Annotated in this window: 17 protein-coding genes, 2 tRNA genes and 2 pseudogenes; 9 read left to right on the forward strand and 12 right to left on the reverse strand. The window is 30.6% G+C overall.

The features are described 5' to 3' along the window. Nucleotides 1-148 precede the first annotated feature (148 nt). On the reverse strand, nt 149-571 hold the full coding sequence (locus tag CD032_RS01965; RefSeq protein ID WP_019469107.1) for a MarR family transcriptional regulator: 423 nt from the start codon (nt 569-571) through the stop codon (nt 149-151). Nucleotides 572-775: 204 nt separating this feature from the next. On the opposite strand from CD032_RS01965, the gene CD032_RS01970 reads away from it, so the two are divergent. Both CD032_RS01970 and CD032_RS01975 read left to right on the forward strand, forming a co-directional pair. After that, entirely contained in the window at nt 776-1,780 is a 1,005-nt protein-coding gene (locus CD032_RS01970) for an acyltransferase family protein (RefSeq protein WP_103211134.1), read from the forward strand. A 120-nt stretch (nt 1,781-1,900) separates the two neighbouring features. Next, a complete protein-coding gene (locus CD032_RS01975; protein ID WP_103211135.1) occupies nt 1,901-3,061 on the forward strand; it encodes an aminotransferase class I/II-fold pyridoxal phosphate-dependent enzyme in 1,161 nt (386 codons plus the stop codon). 399 nt (nt 3,062-3,460) lie between these two features. On the opposite strand, the gene CD032_RS01980 is transcribed toward CD032_RS01975, so the two are convergent. The 5 genes from CD032_RS01980 to CD032_RS02000 all read right to left on the reverse strand — a co-directional run bounded on the left by CD032_RS01980 (nt 3,461) and on the right by CD032_RS02000 (nt 8,966). Next, a complete protein-coding gene (locus CD032_RS01980) occupies nt 3,461-3,898 on the reverse strand; it encodes a MarR family winged helix-turn-helix transcriptional regulator (protein WP_019469104.1) in 438 nt (145 codons plus the stop codon). 433 nt (nt 3,899-4,331) lie between these two features. Next, nucleotides 4,332-5,150 (reverse strand): 1,4-dihydroxy-2-naphthoyl-CoA synthase, encoded by an 819-nt coding sequence (gene menB / locus CD032_RS01985; protein WP_019469103.1) that lies wholly within the window; start codon nt 5,148-5,150, stop codon nt 4,332-4,334. Then, nucleotides 5,143-5,952, reverse strand: coding sequence for a 2-succinyl-6-hydroxy-2,4-cyclohexadiene-1-carboxylate synthase (gene menH, locus CD032_RS01990; protein ID WP_019469102.1), 810 nt, complete (start codon nt 5,950-5,952; stop codon nt 5,143-5,145). Before menH ends, menB begins: the two co-directional genes overlap by 8 nt. Beyond that, nucleotides 5,939-7,621 carry a 2-succinyl-5-enolpyruvyl-6-hydroxy-3-cyclohexene-1-carboxylic-acid synthase gene (gene menD, locus CD032_RS01995; protein ID WP_040030132.1) on the reverse strand — a complete coding sequence of 561 codons (1,683 nt, stop codon included), beginning with the start codon at nt 7,619-7,621 and terminating at the stop codon, nt 5,939-5,941. The genes menH and menD overlap by 14 nt, the downstream gene beginning before the upstream one ends. Then, on the reverse strand, nt 7,614-8,966 hold the full coding sequence (locus CD032_RS02000; protein ID WP_103211136.1) for an isochorismate synthase: 1,353 nt from the start codon (nt 8,964-8,966) through the stop codon (nt 7,614-7,616). The genes menD and CD032_RS02000 overlap by 8 nt, the downstream gene beginning before the upstream one ends. A 190-nt stretch (nt 8,967-9,156) precedes the next feature. On the opposite strand from CD032_RS02000, the gene CD032_RS02005 reads away from it, so the two are divergent. After that, nucleotides 9,157-10,095, forward strand: a complete 939-nt coding sequence (locus tag CD032_RS02005) for a 1,4-dihydroxy-2-naphthoate polyprenyltransferase (RefSeq protein ID WP_019469099.1) — start codon at nt 9,157-9,159, stop codon at nt 10,093-10,095. 88 nt (nt 10,096-10,183) lie between these two features. On the opposite strand, the gene CD032_RS02010 is transcribed toward CD032_RS02005, so the two are convergent. After that, entirely contained in the window at nt 10,184-10,735 is a 552-nt protein-coding gene (locus CD032_RS02010; RefSeq protein ID WP_040030134.1) for a GNAT family N-acetyltransferase, read from the reverse strand. A gap of 176 nt (nt 10,736-10,911) precedes the next feature. Here CD032_RS02010 and CD032_RS02015 point away from each other — a divergent pair, with 176 nt between their 5' ends. Both CD032_RS02015 and CD032_RS13225 read left to right on the forward strand, forming a co-directional pair. Then, the gene (locus tag CD032_RS02015; RefSeq protein WP_019469097.1) at nt 10,912-11,124 is read left to right on the forward strand and encodes a TM2 domain-containing protein; all 213 of its coding nucleotides are present in this window, start codon (nt 10,912-10,914) and stop codon (nt 11,122-11,124) included. Nucleotides 11,125-11,230: 106 nt separating this feature from the next. After that, nucleotides 11,231-11,320, forward strand: a complete 90-nt coding sequence (locus CD032_RS13225) for an SAR1012 family small protein (RefSeq protein ID WP_019469096.1) — start codon at nt 11,231-11,233, stop codon at nt 11,318-11,320. 329 nt (nt 11,321-11,649) lie between these two features. On the opposite strand, the pseudogene CD032_RS13230 reads toward CD032_RS13225, so the two are convergent. Beyond that, nucleotides 11,650-11,838 (reverse strand): annotated as a pseudogene (locus CD032_RS13230) (nucleoside triphosphate pyrophosphohydrolase family protein); the annotation flags it as partial. Nucleotides 11,839-11,919: 81 nt separating this feature from the next. Between CD032_RS13230 and CD032_RS02020 the strand changes: the two are divergent. Both CD032_RS02020 and CD032_RS02025 read left to right on the forward strand, forming a co-directional pair. After that, on the forward strand, nt 11,920-12,276 hold the full coding sequence (locus tag CD032_RS02020; RefSeq protein ID WP_064264429.1) for a magnetosome magnetite crystal formation protein family: 357 nt from the start codon (nt 11,920-11,922) through the stop codon (nt 12,274-12,276). Nucleotides 12,277-13,111: 835 nt separating this feature from the next. Next, nucleotides 13,112-13,388, forward strand: a pseudogene (locus CD032_RS02025) (tyrosine-type recombinase/integrase); the annotation flags it as partial. 82 nt (nt 13,389-13,470) lie between these two features. Here CD032_RS02025 and CD032_RS02030 read toward each other — a convergent pair. From CD032_RS02030 to CD032_RS02040, 3 genes are all read right to left on the reverse strand, one after another. Further along, nucleotides 13,471-13,559, reverse strand: a tRNA-Ser gene (locus CD032_RS02030). 2 nt (nt 13,560-13,561) lie between these two features. Continuing rightward, nucleotides 13,562-13,636 (reverse strand) — tRNA-Asn (locus CD032_RS02035). A 153-nt stretch (nt 13,637-13,789) separates the two neighbouring features. Next, nucleotides 13,790-14,353 carry a competence protein ComK gene (locus CD032_RS02040; protein WP_103211137.1) on the reverse strand — a complete coding sequence of 188 codons (564 nt, stop codon included), beginning with the start codon at nt 14,351-14,353 and terminating at the stop codon, nt 13,790-13,792. 251 nt (nt 14,354-14,604) lie between these two features. On the opposite strand from CD032_RS02040, the gene CD032_RS02045 reads away from it, so the two are divergent. Next, nucleotides 14,605-14,823, forward strand: coding sequence for an IDEAL domain-containing protein (locus CD032_RS02045; RefSeq protein ID WP_019469091.1), 219 nt, complete (start codon nt 14,605-14,607; stop codon nt 14,821-14,823). Nucleotides 14,824-14,901: 78 nt separating this feature from the next. Here the strand turns inward: CD032_RS02045 and lplA are convergent, their stop codons facing one another. Further along, nucleotides 14,902-15,891: a lipoate--protein ligase gene (gene lplA, locus CD032_RS02050; RefSeq protein WP_019469090.1), complete on the reverse strand. Its 990-nt coding sequence runs from the start codon at nt 15,889-15,891 to the stop codon at nt 14,902-14,904. A 197-nt stretch (nt 15,892-16,088) separates the two neighbouring features. Between lplA and CD032_RS02055 the strand changes: the two genes are divergently transcribed. Next, nucleotides 16,089-16,274: a YkvS family protein gene (locus CD032_RS02055; protein WP_002508073.1), complete on the forward strand. Its 186-nt coding sequence runs from the start codon at nt 16,089-16,091 to the stop codon at nt 16,272-16,274. Nucleotides 16,275-16,279 lie beyond the last annotated feature (5 nt).

Consider the following 16,279-nt stretch of genomic DNA (forward strand, 5'->3'; position numbering starts at 1 on the left):
CCATAAACATTTTGTTTTTTTCACTGTCTACTTGACAGGGTGCAGTTCATTCATAAGGATTAGTTCTATGTGTTAATCATGAAATTTTTGTTACAGTCACTTTAATTTTTATAAAATTCTACGAGAAATTTTAGCGATTGTTTATCGTCTATTTTATATAATTATGATGATTGTTTAATTTGTTTAATAAGTAATTTAAATTTTCAATATCATTTGATGTTAAACTTTGACATCTTGCTTCTATCAAAGCTACCCTAACCTCGTTAATTTGCTGGACAAGGGCTTTTGTTTTTTCTGTAATCATTAAATCCTTACACCTTAAATCTTTATTTGACTGTTTACTAGTAATATAGCCCATATGGCATAATTTTTTGATCCACCTAGACACTATAGACTGCTCTTTATTAATTTTCATTGTTAAATCATACTGTGATAGCACATTATAATGATACAAAATTCTTAACATTTCTAACTGTTCGGAAGTTAAATCTGTCCGTTGACCGAACCTTCTACTGACTAAATTTAAATCATTACTTGTAAGTGTAATTAATTGTTCTAGTTGTTTATACATGTTGTTTCATCTCCACTACTTTAATTAAAATGTTCAATAGCATTTAAATTTATTATTTTATTTTCTAATATTATAATGTTATTCCTCATAATATACAATAATAATCTACAAAACAGTCGGTTTTGTTGCATTTGTCATATGTTTTATAATAAATTAGTAACAGTGATTATAAATTTTTACCAGCATTAAAAAAGGAGCAACTACATGACACAGATAAAAGAAAGAGATTATTTCTTTGACAATGCGAGAATGATATTAATATTTCTTGTTGTATTTGGTCATTTATTACAACCATATACTGAAGAAAGTCAATATCTTTCGTCACTTTATTTAACTATATATAGTTTCCATATGCCATGCTTTTTATTCATCTCAGGTTATTTTGCTAAAAAAGCAGGCAAGGCTGGTTATCTAGAAAAAGTTTCAAAAAAGTTATTGATACCTTATTTTATTTTCTTTGGCTTTTTCACCTTTTACTACTATTTCACAGGAAAAGAAGACAGTGTTAAATTTGATCCATTTGACCCTGTATTTGCATTATGGTTTTTACTTACATTATTCTTCTTCCATGTCATATTAGTTATAGTCAAAGATTTTAAACCATATTTTGTATTACCAATATCCATCATTATTTCTTTATTTGCAGGTTATTCAGATGATATCGACAATTATTTAAGTTTTTCAAGAACAATCATGTTCTTTCCTATTTTTTATTTAGGTTATTTATTTACTAGTGAGCATACACGCTTATTAAGAAGTAAAAAATTCATGCCAATCGCTGTCAGCATTCTACTCCTTTTTTATATCATTTATACTTTACATCCTATAAACGCTGATTGGCTTTTAGGAGATTCACCGTATATGTCACTGGAAGGTAAACAAGATTTATATAGTCCAATTAAACGATTGCTATTATACTTTATTATTTTAATTACAATGTTTTCTTTCCTTAATTTAGTACCTGAAAAAGAAAGATTTTTCACATATATCGGACGTCGCACTATGTATGTATACTTACTACACGGCATTGTAATTGGGATTATTCGTGGTTTTGATATTTATCCATTTAAAGATCAGATTTCTATAATGACATATATATATCTAATCTTACTCACAAGTATTATTGTATATCTATTATCAACAAGATTTATATCTAAGTGGACCAACCCAGTCATAAACTTACAATCCCCTGCCAACTTTAAAGATTAATACAATATTCAACCGATTTGTAGTTGATTCAAATATGTTATGATAGTATTAATTTGATATTAAAAGCTAATCATACTTATTTATCTACAGATCGGTATTTTTATTTTGAGGTGAAAAACAATGAAGTTATCTTTAAACGACAATTCTAAATATTTAACGGCACCAAGTATTAGGCAATTTTCAAATAAAATTAAAGATATTGATGATTGTATCAATTTAACAATCGGACAACCAGATTTTCCTATGCCTGATGTCGTAAAAAACGCATATATTAATGCAATAAAAGAAAACCAAACAAAATATTCCCATAACAAAGGGTTACTTGAAACACGTAATGCAGTCAGTCATTATTTTAAACAGCGCTATGATTTTCATTATAGTTCTGATGAAATCATTATTACAAATGGTGCTAGTGAAGCACTAGACACAGCCTTAAGAAGCATAATTAACCCAGGTGATGAAATATTGATTCCTGGTCCTATTTATGCAGGTTATATCCCATTAATTAAAACACTAGGTGGAATCCCAGTATATATCGACACTACAAAATCAGATTTCAAAATAACGCCTGAAGCAATCAAACAAAATATATCACCAAAAACAAAAGCAATTCTTTTAAATTATCCGACTAACCCTACCGGTGTCATTTTAACTTATGATGAAGTTCATGCACTTACAGAAGCGTTAAAAAATGAAGAAATCTTTATCATTAGTGATGAAATTTATGCAGAAAATACTTTTAGTAATAAACACACTTCTTTCGCTGAATTTGAATCAATACGTAATCAATTGTTGCTTGTAAGTGGATTAAGCAAATCACACTCTGCTACCGGTATTCGTATTGGTTTTTTAATAGGTCCTGAATATTTAATTGAAAAGTTAACATATATGCATGCTTATAATTGTATATGTGCTAATGTACCTGCTCAAATTGCTTGTATAGCAGCATTAAACGAAGGATTAGACGCGCCTCACTATATGAATAAAGCATATATTGAAAGACGAGACTTTTTAATCACAAAACTTCAAACTTTAGGTTTTAAACTCGACGCTAAACCAGAAGGTGCTTTTTATATTTTTCCAAGTATTGAAAATTTCACTGAAAATGATTTTGATTTTTGCGTAGATGTACTTGAAAAAGCACATGTTGCAATGGTACCAGGTTCTGCTTTTACAGATATCGGTAAAGGTCATGTACGTATTTCCTACGCCTATGAACTCGATGCTTTAAAAGAGGCTATGAGAAGATTAGAGCTTCATATAAAAGAATACTATGAATAAAAATATGTTAATTTGTAGTTAAAATATTTTTATCAATGGTAACTATGCCTATATATGTATTCAATATTTGAGCCAAAAACCTAATTGAATATATACATTATTTTTTATGCGCATTAACATCCAACATCAGTCTAGAGCATAAAAATTGATAAACTGTAACATACAATCAACCATTGCAGTGATAAATCAAATTCATGTATATAAAGTGATTCGTTGTAATGAGGCATCTGAAAGGGACTTTTCTGGTAAATATCTACATAATTTAAATAGAGGTGAATTTCCCGAAAAGCATATACATTTTAGGAAATACGATATAAAAGAGGCTCGTAAATGAAATTCAGAGAATATTCATTTATGGGCTTCTTTTATACTATGATTTATTTTTCAGATATATACATTTTATTGATAGATGTTTTTTTCAGCGAACTTTTTCATCAACTTATAATATATATCTATATCTTCAGAACTCATATTAAACTGTTTTAAAACTTCTTCTGAAATTTGCTCAAATTTTTCTTTTAATCCATTTCCCTTTTTTGTCAATTGTACTTTGACTCTGCGTTCGTCTTCTTCTGTTCTCATGCGTTCAATTAATCCTTTTTTTTCGAGCCTTTTAATAATTGGGCTTATTGTACCAGAATCTAAATATAACTGATTGCATAATGTTTTTATAAATACAGGATTTGAATTTTCTATATGTAACATCACTACATAATTAGGAAAGCTAATATCATACTGCTTTAGGTGTTTATTAAACTTATTTACTATCTCTTTACTAGAAACATAATACAGAAAACACATATCCTTCATAAGGTCTTTATTTTTATATAGTGCCATTCAATTACTCTCCTCTGTCCTTTTTTATTATATTAATAGAAATTTTATTTTGGGTCAAATATAATAATAAAATGTTTAAAACTTTTAACATCAATAATATTAGTCAATAGAATATTCTGAAAACGAATTTCACTCATTTTACATGTTTTTTAATTGATTTTTAATAATTAATTAAAAATCTGAACTCTCATATTATATTTTAATTTTTTCCTTAGTGAAATGAATATTCTATAAATATTGGATTTATAAGCTTACAAGCTTTTTATTCTTAATACCTGTCACTATATGTAAAATCATAAAAAGCGAATATTAATAAAAAAACGCTAATTTCTATATTATTTAATAGAAATTAGCGTTTTTGTTTAGTTTAGCTTTATAACTTATAGTCACAGCACATTATATTTATTGTTGTATTGCTATTAAGCAATTTTACTTATGGGAATTTAGGGAATTGGTCAAAATCAGGATTACGTTTTTCTTTAAACGCATCTCTACCTTCTTTAGCTTCGTCAGTTGTATAATACAATAGCGTAGCATCGCCAGCCATTTGTTGTAATCCTGCTAATCCGTCAGTATCAGCGTTCATAGCCGCTTTTAAAAATCTTAATGCTGTAGGAGAATGTTGCATGATTTCTTCACACCATTTTACTGTTTCATCTTCTATATCTGCTAAAGGTACAACGGTATTTACTAAGCCCATATCTAAAGCTTCTTTAGCATTATATTGACGGCATAAATACCAAATTTCACGTGCTTTTTTATGTCCTACAATGCGAGCTAAATATCCTGAACCATAACCAGCATCAAATGATCCTACTTTTGGTCCTGTTTGACCAAATATTGCATTATCTGCAGCGATTGTTAAGTCACAAACAACATTCAAGACGTTTCCGCCACCGATGGCATATCCTCTAACCATCGCAATTACTGGTTTTGGAATAATACGTATAAGTCTTTGTAAATCCAAAACATTAAGACGAGGAATTTGGTCATCACCAACATAACCACCATGGCCACGTACTTTTTGGTCTCCACCTGAACAGAATGCCTTTTCACCTTCACCTGTTAAGACAATAACTGAAATACGTTGGTCATCTCTAGCTCTTGTAAAAGCATCTATCATTTCTTGTACTGTGTTTGGTGTAAATGCATTACGAACTTCAGGTCTATTGATGGTTACTTTTGCTATGCCGTTATAAAATTCATACTTAATTTCTTTATATTCTTTAATTGTTTCCCATTGTCTAGTCATTTTGCTCCTCCTTAAAAATAAAACCTAACACTATTTTATCAAATTCTGTCATTTCTTCCACATGTACAGTATGACCACTACCATTAACTTCATATAACCTCGTCTCCGGTATTAAATCGCACATATTATAAGCAGTTTTTATAAATTTTTCATCTAAACTTCCTACAATTATACACGTTGGAACTGTAATGTTTGCTATTTTTGGCCATAAATTAGGCATATGGCCAGTGCCATAGTCTCTTAAAGCTTTTGCTAATCGCATAGGGTTTTGTTGCAATCGCATTCGACGAATTTTTTGTTTTATTTCTGTACTTAAACTATACTGACTTTGAAATAAAGGTAATTTTTCCCAATCATTTACAAAAATTTCTAATCCAGCTATTTCTAAAACTTTTGCACGCGCCTGATCAATTTGTATTCTTTCTATGCGATCATCTTCATCTGCAATACCTGGTGAACTACTTTCCAATATTAAACCATCTAAGTGATGGGTTCCATGGAGTGCGTAATATAACGCAATTCTACCACCCATAGAATAACCATGTAAAAAAATACGATATGATGACTTAAATGAAGTTAATGCATCATCTAATGATTGGCAAATAAATTCAAAATCCCAAGTATGATTTTCACTTGATTGATCAAGGCCATGGCCTGGTAAGTCAATAGTTAGTACATTTATTTCATCTGTGAACGTTTTGATATGTTCATCGAATGTCGATTGATCACTTATAAATCCATGCAATAATACGAGCAAATCTTTTGAATTATTTGTAGCTTGATGAAATTTATAATGTAACATCGATAATATCACTCAATTTCGAATAGAGATTTTGGTGTTGGTTTAAATTCTCATCACGGTTTGTAATGATTTCATATATATGTGCACCAAGTTTTGATAGTTCAGCATATTTAAAAGTCTCAATTGTTTCAAAACGTCTGTAAGAAAAATCATAAAGTAATGCAGCATGTTCAAAGTTTAATCCTGTCGGTGTACCAAAAAGTCTTTCAAAATATATATCAGCTGCCGATTTTTGTGGTAGAAAAGAGAAAATTCCGCCACCATCATTATTTATGAGTATAATATTTAGGTTGATATTATTTAGTTTTGACATGAGCAAACCATTCATATCATGATAGAATGCTAAATCACCTATTAATAATGTTACGCGTTTATGTGCCGCCATCCCTATCGCAGTAGAAATAACACCATCTATGCCATTAGCTCCTCTATTAGCATAAACCTCTGCTTCACAATCTACAAATAAATTATCGACATCACGGATTGGCATACTATTGCTAACAAACAGCGCATCTTCTTTCGTTAATTTATCTAATACATTCGCTACAAAAGCAGATTCATCTGTAGCAGTTCTCAAATGGTCTTTGATTTTAATATGTGCTTGTTTCTCTAATGATTGCCATTTTTGTAACCAATTTTTGCGTTCTACAGTAGGAATTTCAGAAAGTTGTCTAAAGAAATCATTGGCCGACATTTCGTAAGATACATGTGGTACCTTTGGAAATGCATCTGGTTGATCATTATTTTGCACTAATATTTGAAACGCTTCTGTGGCTTTTAACCATTGATTTACTTTTTTAGAAATCACTGGTTTACCTACGCGAATAATAAAATCAGCATTTATAGATAATCCTGATCTATACAATAAATCATAAGTTGTCACTACATTAGGATGATGTTCTTTACGTAATTGGCTCAAAGGGTCTGCTAATATAGGCATGTCATGAATCGTAGCAAAAGTAAGTATTTGATCGACATCTTGATGCTGCATATCACCTACAACAATAAGTCCCTTGCGTTTTTGCATAATCGCTTTAATTTCATTCAAACTTGCTGTCTTTTGATAATGTGGCAATATCTTGCTATCTGAACTTAGCCATTCTACTTTTTCTAGGTTCGGTGTTAATGGCTCTCTAAATGGCAAATTCAAATGTATGGGTCCACGATGTGGCCCATAAAAATATTGACTTGCTTTTTGCATTTGAAAACTTATCGTGTCTAACAAATAATCTTGCTCTTCATCAGCATCCGCTATTGGAAAATCAAATTGATATTGAACATAATTCTCAAACATATTTGTTTGATTTATCGCTTGAGGTGCACCTATTTCCCTTAATTCATGTGGTCTATCACTCGTCAAAACGACTAATGGTAAATGACTTAAATTACTTTCTGCAATCGCAGGTGTATAATTGGCAGCCGCAGTACCTGATGTACATAAAATTGCAACTGGTCTTTCACTGCCTTTCATTAACCCCATTGCAAAAAAAGCAGCACTACGTTCATCTGGATGAATCCAAGATTTTAGCTTAGGATGTGCCTCTATAGCAATAGCTAAAGGCGTTGAACGTGAACCAGGACTTATTACCACTTCTCTTATGCCATATGCATATAGTTCTGAAACTAATGTAAAAACTTGTTTTGTTAAAGCATCTGTGTAATTATTCATATTTCTCTACTCCTAAAGCTTTCATCATCGGATTGAATTTAACAGCAGTTTCTTCTACTTCACTATCAGCGTCAGAATTTTGTACAATACCGCACCCAGCAAACAAAGTAGCTTGATTTTTTTTAATTAACATAGATCGAATCGCTACGATGAACTCACAGTTATCATACATATCAATATAACCTACCGGAGCGCCATATAAGCCTCGAGTACCAAATTCATTGTTTTCTATATAAGAAATAGCTTCTTCTTTAGGATAACCACCTAATGCTGGTGTAGGATGAAGATTATCCAATAATCCAATATATGAATTCTGGATTAAACGTCCCTCAATTTTTGTATATAAATGATATAAATGATCGTTCGTTAAAATTTGTGGTTTTTTATTAAACGCTATTTGCTCTACATAAGGCTTAATATCATTTAATATGCTTTTCACAACAAAATGATGCTCATTTAAATTCTTTTTATCATTTAGAAATGCATCAATGTTTGCCTTATCTATGTCATCTCGATGTGTTCTTTTTATCGTACCTGCAACTGCTTTAGTTGATAGCACATCATCTTTTACTTCCATTAATTGCTCAGGGGTCTGAGAGAAAAACACGCTGTCCTTTGATTCAAGCACAAATAAATAGCTATTATGTTCACCCTGCATTGCCCTATTTAATATATATGGAATGTTAATGTTTTTATCAAACATAATAAGTCTTTTTCTTGCAAGTACAATTTTTTTATTTTCGTCTAAAATATCAATTGTATCTTTAACTAGGTCACGCCATTCGTCTTTATAGATATCATCAATTCTTTTAATTTCCCCTATTTCATCATTAGGTTGAACGTCCATTTGCGTAAGTTTATCAATAATTGCTAAGAAAGCGTCCATCTCAAACTTATCAGCTTCTACAGTATACGTTATAAAAGATTGTCCCGCTTCCATCGTGACGAGTACTTCAGGCAAGACAAAATGATTAATGCCAAACTCGCGCCATTCATCACCTGATTTGTGTGTTGAAAATTGGAAACCGCCACAGATTTTCAAATGATGTTTTTCAGAATTTGGATGTATTAACTCAATATCATTTTTATACTTTTCCCACTCACGAAAAATGGATTGTTTATTTTCAAAATCGTTTTTAAATCTCGTAATAGCATGATAGCCAAAGAATGAAGTTTCGTTGTCATTTTTCTTGAAATAAAAACGGTCTCCTGCACAATCTTCGGTTAAATGAAATAATAATGTAGGTTCTAGTTCATAATCTAATTTTGCTTCTACAGAAACCCAAGTTTGGTTACTTTCGTATACCGCTTCGACAATTTCACTTTCCTTGTCATCTAAAGTCATCTATTTCACTTCTTTCATTTCATTATCTGTTTACACTCATTATAATATTGTACCACTTTTCACAATCTGTGTACGTTTTTCAGCTTATTTCATGTAGACATTTTTTACGTAAGTTGACCTTTACAACTTCTTCTATTAAAATTAATTTGATAAAAATTAATTATATTAAAAGAATTCGAGGTAAATTATTATGGCATCTCAATACCAACAATATTCAACAGTCAGAAAATACTGGCATCTAATGCGGCCGCACACTTTGACTGCTGCAGTAGTTCCAGTTTTAGTAGGCACTGCAACTGCAAAAATATTCCTTCTAGGTAGTGAAGATCATCTAAAGCTTAGCTTATTCATTGCTATGCTAATGGCATGTTTACTTATCCAAGCGGCTACAAACATGTTTAATGAATACTATGATTTTAAAAAAGGCTTAGATGACCATACTTCAGTAGGTATCGGTGGCGCAATTGTGCGAAATGGCATGAGTCCAAAATTAGTCATGAACTTAGCCATAACATTTTATATTATCGCAGCAATTTTAGGTATATTTATCGCTTCCCAAAGTTCATTCTGGTTACTACCTATTGGCTTAGTATGCATGGCAGTAGGTTACCTATATACAGGTGGACCATTCCCGATTTCATGGACACCTTTTGGTGAACTATTCTCAGGAATATTTATGGGTATGATAATTATTTTAATTGCCTTCTTTATCCAAACTGGTAACGTACAAAGTTTAGCGGTATGGATTAGCATTCCAATCGTAATCACAATCGGTCTTATCAACATGGGCAATAATATCAGGGATTGGGTCAAAGATAAGGCAAGTGGTCGAAAAACATTACCCATTTTATTAGGGAAAAATAATGCTGTACGCTTTTTAGCACTGATGTATATCGTTGCTTATTTACTCGTTATCTACATTACTTTCTTTAAACCTGGTGGTTCAATTTTCTTCTTGCTAGCCTTATTGTCATTCCCAATGCCAATCAAAGCAGTTAGAAGATTTAAAAAGAACGACACACCTGAAACAATGATGCCTGCAATGGCTGCTACAGGAAAAACTAATACATTTTTTGGTTTCCTTTATGCATTAGGTATCTATATAAGTGCCCTATTAGGTGGTATTTAATAACAACTGATTTTAAGATTTATTCTTATATATATAAAATCGTTCTTCATTCATTTGATGGACGATTTTTATTTTTAACAAATATACACTAAATATGTACTAAGTGATAATGCTTATGACCATATAGATCAAATTCACTCGCAATTTCAAAACCTAATTTTTCATAGACGCGTAATGCTGTAAGATTATCTATATCACAATTTAAACTCCATTTTTCATCTGGGTAGTTCGCAATGACATGTTTGATCAATTTCGTTGCTACACCATTTCCACGGTAATGCGGAAATGTTGCTACAGTTTCAATATACCATTCATCATCATTAGCCTCTTTCATAGGCATTGGTGTGCCATAGGATTTTATATCGGCTTCTAAATCCATGTCTAGCCAAGCTTGTTCCAGTTCTAATTCCTTATTGCCTGGATATGCAATTAAACATCCTGCTACATTGCCATCAATTTCATACACCCATACATTACTTATATGTCCTCTATATTTTACATCTACCATGCTTTGTTCCATTATTTTTAGCAAACGAAACTTTTCCACTTCTTTTACCATATCGATATCTAATTGACTCCAAATGATATAACATAATTCTGCAATATCTTTTTTGTCACTAGGTTTAGCTTTTCTAATCATTTAATTTCTCCTTTATTTATAGCAATTATTAATTCTATTATATATGAATCAAATTAAAATTTCGATGTAATAACAACTTTATAACTCAAATTTTGTCACATTGTTTTGTTTGTTCAAATCCACTATTTAAGAGATAATTAAAATAATAATCTAGATTACGAAAGGACATTATACACATGAAAGTAAACAAAGTCATTTACGTCGTGCTTGCATTTCTTTTAGGATGGTGTGGCATCCATAAATTTTACTCAAATCAATTACTACAAGGTATTATTCACTTAATATTTTTCTGGACTGGTATTCCTTATATTATTGCTATCATTAGTGGTATCGTAACAATTTTCTTTAACAAAGCAGATGAAAACAGACTCATCACTTTCGGAAAATAGTTTTAAGCTACCGCATAAAAATTTCATATATTTTCATTACTCTGATAATAAATGGGTAAAGGTATGTATGAAGCATGTATGAGTTTCGATTAGGAGGTAAAAGTTTATGAATATTATAAAACGTGTTTTTAGAACACTGATTGTCGGTTATATTGTAAGAGGCATTAGAAATTTAATTAGTAAAAAAACAAAATAAAATTTGCACATAAAATATAAGAAAAATAAAACCCCACTATCTCAATTAAATGAGTTAGTGGGGCTTATGCATGAGCTGAAGTTCAGGTAAAAGTGTATTATCAGCTATCTTGCAAGAACGGAAAACAATACAATATATTAATGAATTAACTTTCTGCTTACTCCCTATTCATATCTAAAATATTAAGTAAAACTTACTTTTATTTTTTACTGAAAAGCAATTACTATTTCTAAAATTTGCTTATGTTGTCGCATAATTCCCATTACATATTTATCGAAAATTATCCGGACATAACCCCCCCTTAAATCAACGCATTACTTACGTCAACTTAACGAGGATACTGTATTACCTTTACCATCTTTTAAATCTTCCATTTTGTTATGTGATAATGTTGCACCGATATTACCAGCCTCTTCATAGTAATTTAATGTTCGCCTATCTGAATTACCATTTTGTAGGTTTTTATCTACACTCCATTGTTCTACTTGTATTACTAATTGATCTAATGTGTTAGCAATTTAAATGTTATCCCATATCTAACAATATCGTTAGGTTTTATATATTGCTTCAAATTTATTTTTTAAAATGTTTTAATTGTGTTGGAGGCGATTAAATTTGAACAACCTAACAAAAGTCAAAATATTTTATCTGCACTAAGTTATTTTAGTATGCTTTTCGCACCAATTATATTTCCAATATTAGTTTGGATATTAGCTGAAAAGCCAACTTCTACACATGGTAGAAAAGCATTATTTAATCACATTTGGGTTAATATTTTCTTTTTCTTAGCAAATGTAGGTTTCATCTTTTCTCGAGAAGTCTTCGATAAACCTTTTGACAATCAAGAAGTAATATCTAATGTTTCATTCGGAATAGGAATATTTTTATTACTAATTGCAGGTATTTTCTTCCTTTTTAACATCATTCGTGGTATCAAATTACTTACGAATAAGTAACATTCCCCATCCTTAACTGGGTGGTTTTTTATCTATCTTCTATATTTAATTGCTCTCCAACTTATGTGACAATTTTGTCATTTCATTTAACTTACACTACTCAAAATCTTCAAATATATTAACATCCAATTCATTAGGAGTGCTAATATGAGCCTTATCACTTATACATTATTAATCTTTCTACCTGTATTCATTGTTATAGGAATAATTGAATATTTTACACACAAGAAGAAATGACAGTCTTGTAAGGTTTGTTTAAATGCTCTCTTCAATATGTTGTACTTAACTTATCAACTTTATGAAGGAGTTTTCTATATGTTTACAACTTTATTTGTAATTCTTACTATCCTTGCAATTCTATTTGCCATAGCAATTCCAATAGCATTCATCGTATTAATAGTTAAAGTACTAAGTAATTAACTTTTTATAGCCATAATTGGCAATATTTTATGTTTATTCGTCTCCCCTATCGCTTAGTAGATTTTTAAATTCTTTTGTGCCGTGTTAATTAGTAAAGAATTTTCAATACAAAATGTTAACAAAAGATTAGGTTATACAAACATTGAAATTACTTTGAGAGTATTTAATCATTTATATGAAGAATTAAAATCAAATGAAGATAATAAGCTAGATAAAACCCTAAATTTCTAATTGGATAACCAAACAGACAACATTAATTTTAAAGTGGTCAAATTGTCCATCGGTTGGCTAAAAAATATAAAATTGGCTTTTATTTATTTTTAACAAAATAAAAAGAACGTTGACATATCAACGTTCTTTTTTATCCAAAGTATTCACTTGGATGCACACTTATGTTTTTACGGAAACGGAGATAATTAAATCTAAATTATCTAAGTTACCTTTAAGATTTGATGGTAAATTGTTCTCTGTAAGTCATACAGCAGTGAATAAAGCGTTTAAGCATGCAAAAGGCAAAGTAGGATTAGATGATGATAATGTTCACACCTTATTCTTTAAGACACACTCACACTTCTTATTTGCTTTCTAAAGGTATACCAATCGAATATATTAGTAAACGTTTAGAACATGCTACGATTTCACAAACATTAGACACGTATTCTCACTTACTTGAAGAACATAAAAAAGAGTAAGGTCAACGTGTCAGAGAATTATTCTCTTGACACATATTTGACACTTACTCTCTTGAAACCCTGTCACATCAAGGTTTGTATACGGAAACGGAGGGATTCGAACCCTCGCGCCGCTCTCGCGACCTACACCCTTAGCAGGGGCGCCTCTTCAGCCAACTTGAGTACGTTTCCAATGGCTCCACAGGTAGGACTCGAACCTACGACCGATCGGTTAACAGCCGATAGCTCTACCACTGAGCTACTGTGGATAAATAGTATCTCTAATCAAGCACAAATATTATTATATCAATTAATAGCAAATTTTCAAGTCATATCACAAAAAAATATGCAGAACATTTACACTAAATTAATATAATATTCCGCATATTCTACTTTTACATTAATATTTTTAATAAACTTTACTATTTACTTTCAAATAAAGAATACTTAGCGAGTGCTTCATATATATTTAATTGCGGTTTTCTATAATCTATGGGAGACTCTGGATCAAAAGTGGCAACTCTTGCTGCTCTATCCATCATATAATAGTAATAAATACCATTTAAATATTGATGTTGCATACTATGAGCTGAGATGTTCACAACGATAGATTGATTATCAACAAAGTTCACTCTACACTTTTTATCTTTTAGTGATTTGATACTTTGAACATAATGGATATTAATCCACGTGTTTTGTGTTTTTTTATCAGAATGTGTTGGGAAAAAATAAGTGGGAAATAATGGAGTAAATAAAATTGGGGGCTTGCTACTAATGCCTGTAATACGAATAGTGTCCTCTTTTTTAAAAACATAGCTACTACCATAAAATCTACAAGAACGATCAATGATTTTGTGGGTGCGTTCTTTTATCGTACTTTCGTCTTCTTTATATCTTAGTACTCGTGTTCCTTCATATTGGCCAACAGGCAAATGGCACGGCTGTAATGTCATATCACCTTTTTTAATAATATACGGTTGTATCATAGTTGTAACCTCCTTACAGTTTTGGTGATACTCAAATAATATACCACCACCATTTTAAAATCAACTTATATTATAAAATAATTTCTATATATTCTACAATTAAATTTTAGTTACGAATCTTTTTCTGTTTTTTAATTATTGAAAGTTTCGTTTTACACTTATTTTTTCGGAAAAGTCAGAATATTCGTTGATTTAAAAATCAAAACCTTGTATAATATATTTTAAATATAGATAGAGGGGTTGTGTTGACAATGAAACATAATACACATGTAAAGTACAATACTTTAGAGTCTTTTGTATCTACAATTAATGACTTAGGTATTGAATTAATTATTGATGAATCATTAAGGAATGTACGTAAACAACAACTAGAAAATCTCATCGATCATGCGCTTAAAAATAAAAACGAGAATGATTTCAAACGTTATACAGAAGAATACAAAAATTTGGAGGCATATCTCGTTGGTTAATTTAGTCATAATTCATTTAAAATAAGGTCTATTCACTAATTAATTATAGTTAGCGAATAGACCTTTTATATTGTTTATTTAAGACATTAATCTGATTAACTCATATCTATCAATATCTCCAAAATAATGGTAAATATCATAATCTGCTAAAGCTTCTTCTATACTATCAAAGTCATGCAATGTACCTTCCAATGCATGTTCTAATTCAGTAACATCTCCTACCCCAAAGAAGTCACCGAAAATTTTAGCATGTTCAATTCTTCCCTTTTTAACATCCAATTTAATTTGAACAAAACCTTTTTCAAATTTTTCTTCTCGTTCAAAATTATATTTAGGATTTCTACCGTAATTCCATTCCCAAGTTCGATATTTTTCATTACTCAATTGCTCTATGTTGGCCCAATCCTCGTCTGAAAGTTTATATTCTTCAACTTGTGTCGCCTCACCAAATATTGTTTTTAAAATAATTTCTTTAAAAGTATCAATATCTAATGGTTCAGTTAAAAATTCTGAGATGTTGGCCACCCTACTTCTCACAGATTTAATGCCTTTTGATTTGATTTTTGCAGGGTTCACACGCAAAGCATTTTGAACTTCATTTAATTCACTGTTTAACATTAAAGTGCCATGGCTAAACATTCTGTCTTTTACTTTGACCATCGCATTGCCTGATATTTTTGCTTTACCGACTTGAATATCGTTTCGACCACTCATTTCAGCATCTAAGCCAAGCGATTTCAATGCTTCTACAATAGGTTCAGTGAACTTTTTAAAATTATGAAAACTATTGCCATCATCATCTGTTATAAAACTAAAATTAAGGTTACCTGTATCATGATACACGGCACCGCCACCGGAAATACGTCTGACTACATCTATACCATGTTCATCAATATAAGGTTGATTAACTTCTTCAATCGTATTCTGGTTTTTACCAATAATAATTGAAGGACGATTGACATAAAATAGAAAATAACTATCGTCATTCGGCATGTGCTTTAAAACATATTCTTCCATTGCCAAATTTAAAGTTGGATCGGTAATATCATTATTACTAATAAATTTCATTTACTGCACTCCTTTTCCTCTTATTGCCCTTACCTTATTTATGCAATATTTTTGTTAAAAAAGCCAATCATTTAACTGATTTATACTAATTTTTCTAAAAAAAGAATGATAACTGTATATTTAAAGGTTATTTGTTTATTTGTCTGTCGTTTTTTTGTATAATACTATCTAGTTAGCATTTCTAGGGAGGATTCAATATGACTGTTGCAGAAGTCGGAAATATAGTGGAATTTTATGACGGTTTAAAAGGCCGCGTAGAAAAAATTAATGATAACTCTGTAATTGTAGATTTAACAATTATGGAAAACTTCAATGATCTAGACCTGCCTGAAAAAACTGTCATCAATCACAAACGATATACAATCGTCGAACAAGAAGGATAGTTTAT

This window comes from Staphylococcus cohnii subsp. cohnii, from assembly GCF_002902365.1.
GTDB classification, from domain to species: Bacteria; Bacillota; Bacilli; order Staphylococcales; family Staphylococcaceae; genus Staphylococcus; species Staphylococcus cohnii.

Coding starts and splice junctions, on each gene's coding strand:
- CD032_RS02000 (WP_103211136.1), bottom strand. CDS start 8,966: ATGACTTTAGATGACAAGGAAAGTGAAATTGTCGAAGCGGTATACGAA.
- CD032_RS13225 (WP_019469096.1), top strand. CDS start 11,231: ATGAATATTATAAAACGTGTTTTTAGAACACTGATTGTCGGTTATATT.
- CD032_RS02040 (WP_103211137.1), bottom strand. CDS start 14,353: ATGATACAACCGTATATTATTAAAAAAGGTGATATGACATTACAGCCG.
- CD032_RS02005 (WP_019469099.1), top strand. CDS start 9,157: ATGGCATCTCAATACCAACAATATTCAACAGTCAGAAAATACTGGCAT.
- menB (WP_019469103.1), bottom strand. CDS start 5,150: ATGACTAGACAATGGGAAACAATTAAAGAATATAAAGAAATTAAGTAT.
- CD032_RS01975 (WP_103211135.1), top strand. CDS start 1,901: ATGAAGTTATCTTTAAACGACAATTCTAAATATTTAACGGCACCAAGT.
- lplA (WP_019469090.1), bottom strand. CDS start 15,891: ATGAAATTTATTAGTAATAATGATATTACCGATCCAACTTTAAATTTG.
- CD032_RS02010 (WP_040030134.1), bottom strand. CDS start 10,735: ATGATTAGAAAAGCTAAACCTAGTGACAAAAAAGATATTGCAGAATTA.
- CD032_RS02015 (WP_019469097.1), top strand. CDS start 10,912: ATGAAAGTAAACAAAGTCATTTACGTCGTGCTTGCATTTCTTTTAGGA.
- CD032_RS01965 (WP_019469107.1), bottom strand. CDS start 571: ATGTATAAACAACTAGAACAATTAATTACACTTACAAGTAATGATTTA.
- menD (WP_040030132.1), bottom strand. CDS start 7,621: ATGAATAATTACACAGATGCTTTAACAAAACAAGTTTTTACATTAGTT.
- CD032_RS01980 (WP_019469104.1), bottom strand. CDS start 3,898: ATGGCACTATATAAAAATAAAGACCTTATGAAGGATATGTGTTTTCTG.
- CD032_RS02045 (WP_019469091.1), top strand. CDS start 14,605: ATGAAACATAATACACATGTAAAGTACAATACTTTAGAGTCTTTTGTA.
- menH (WP_019469102.1), bottom strand. CDS start 5,952: ATGTTACATTATAAATTTCATCAAGCTACAAATAATTCAAAAGATTTG.
- CD032_RS01970 (WP_103211134.1), top strand. CDS start 776: ATGACACAGATAAAAGAAAGAGATTATTTCTTTGACAATGCGAGAATG.
- CD032_RS02055 (WP_002508073.1), top strand. CDS start 16,089: ATGACTGTTGCAGAAGTCGGAAATATAGTGGAATTTTATGACGGTTTA.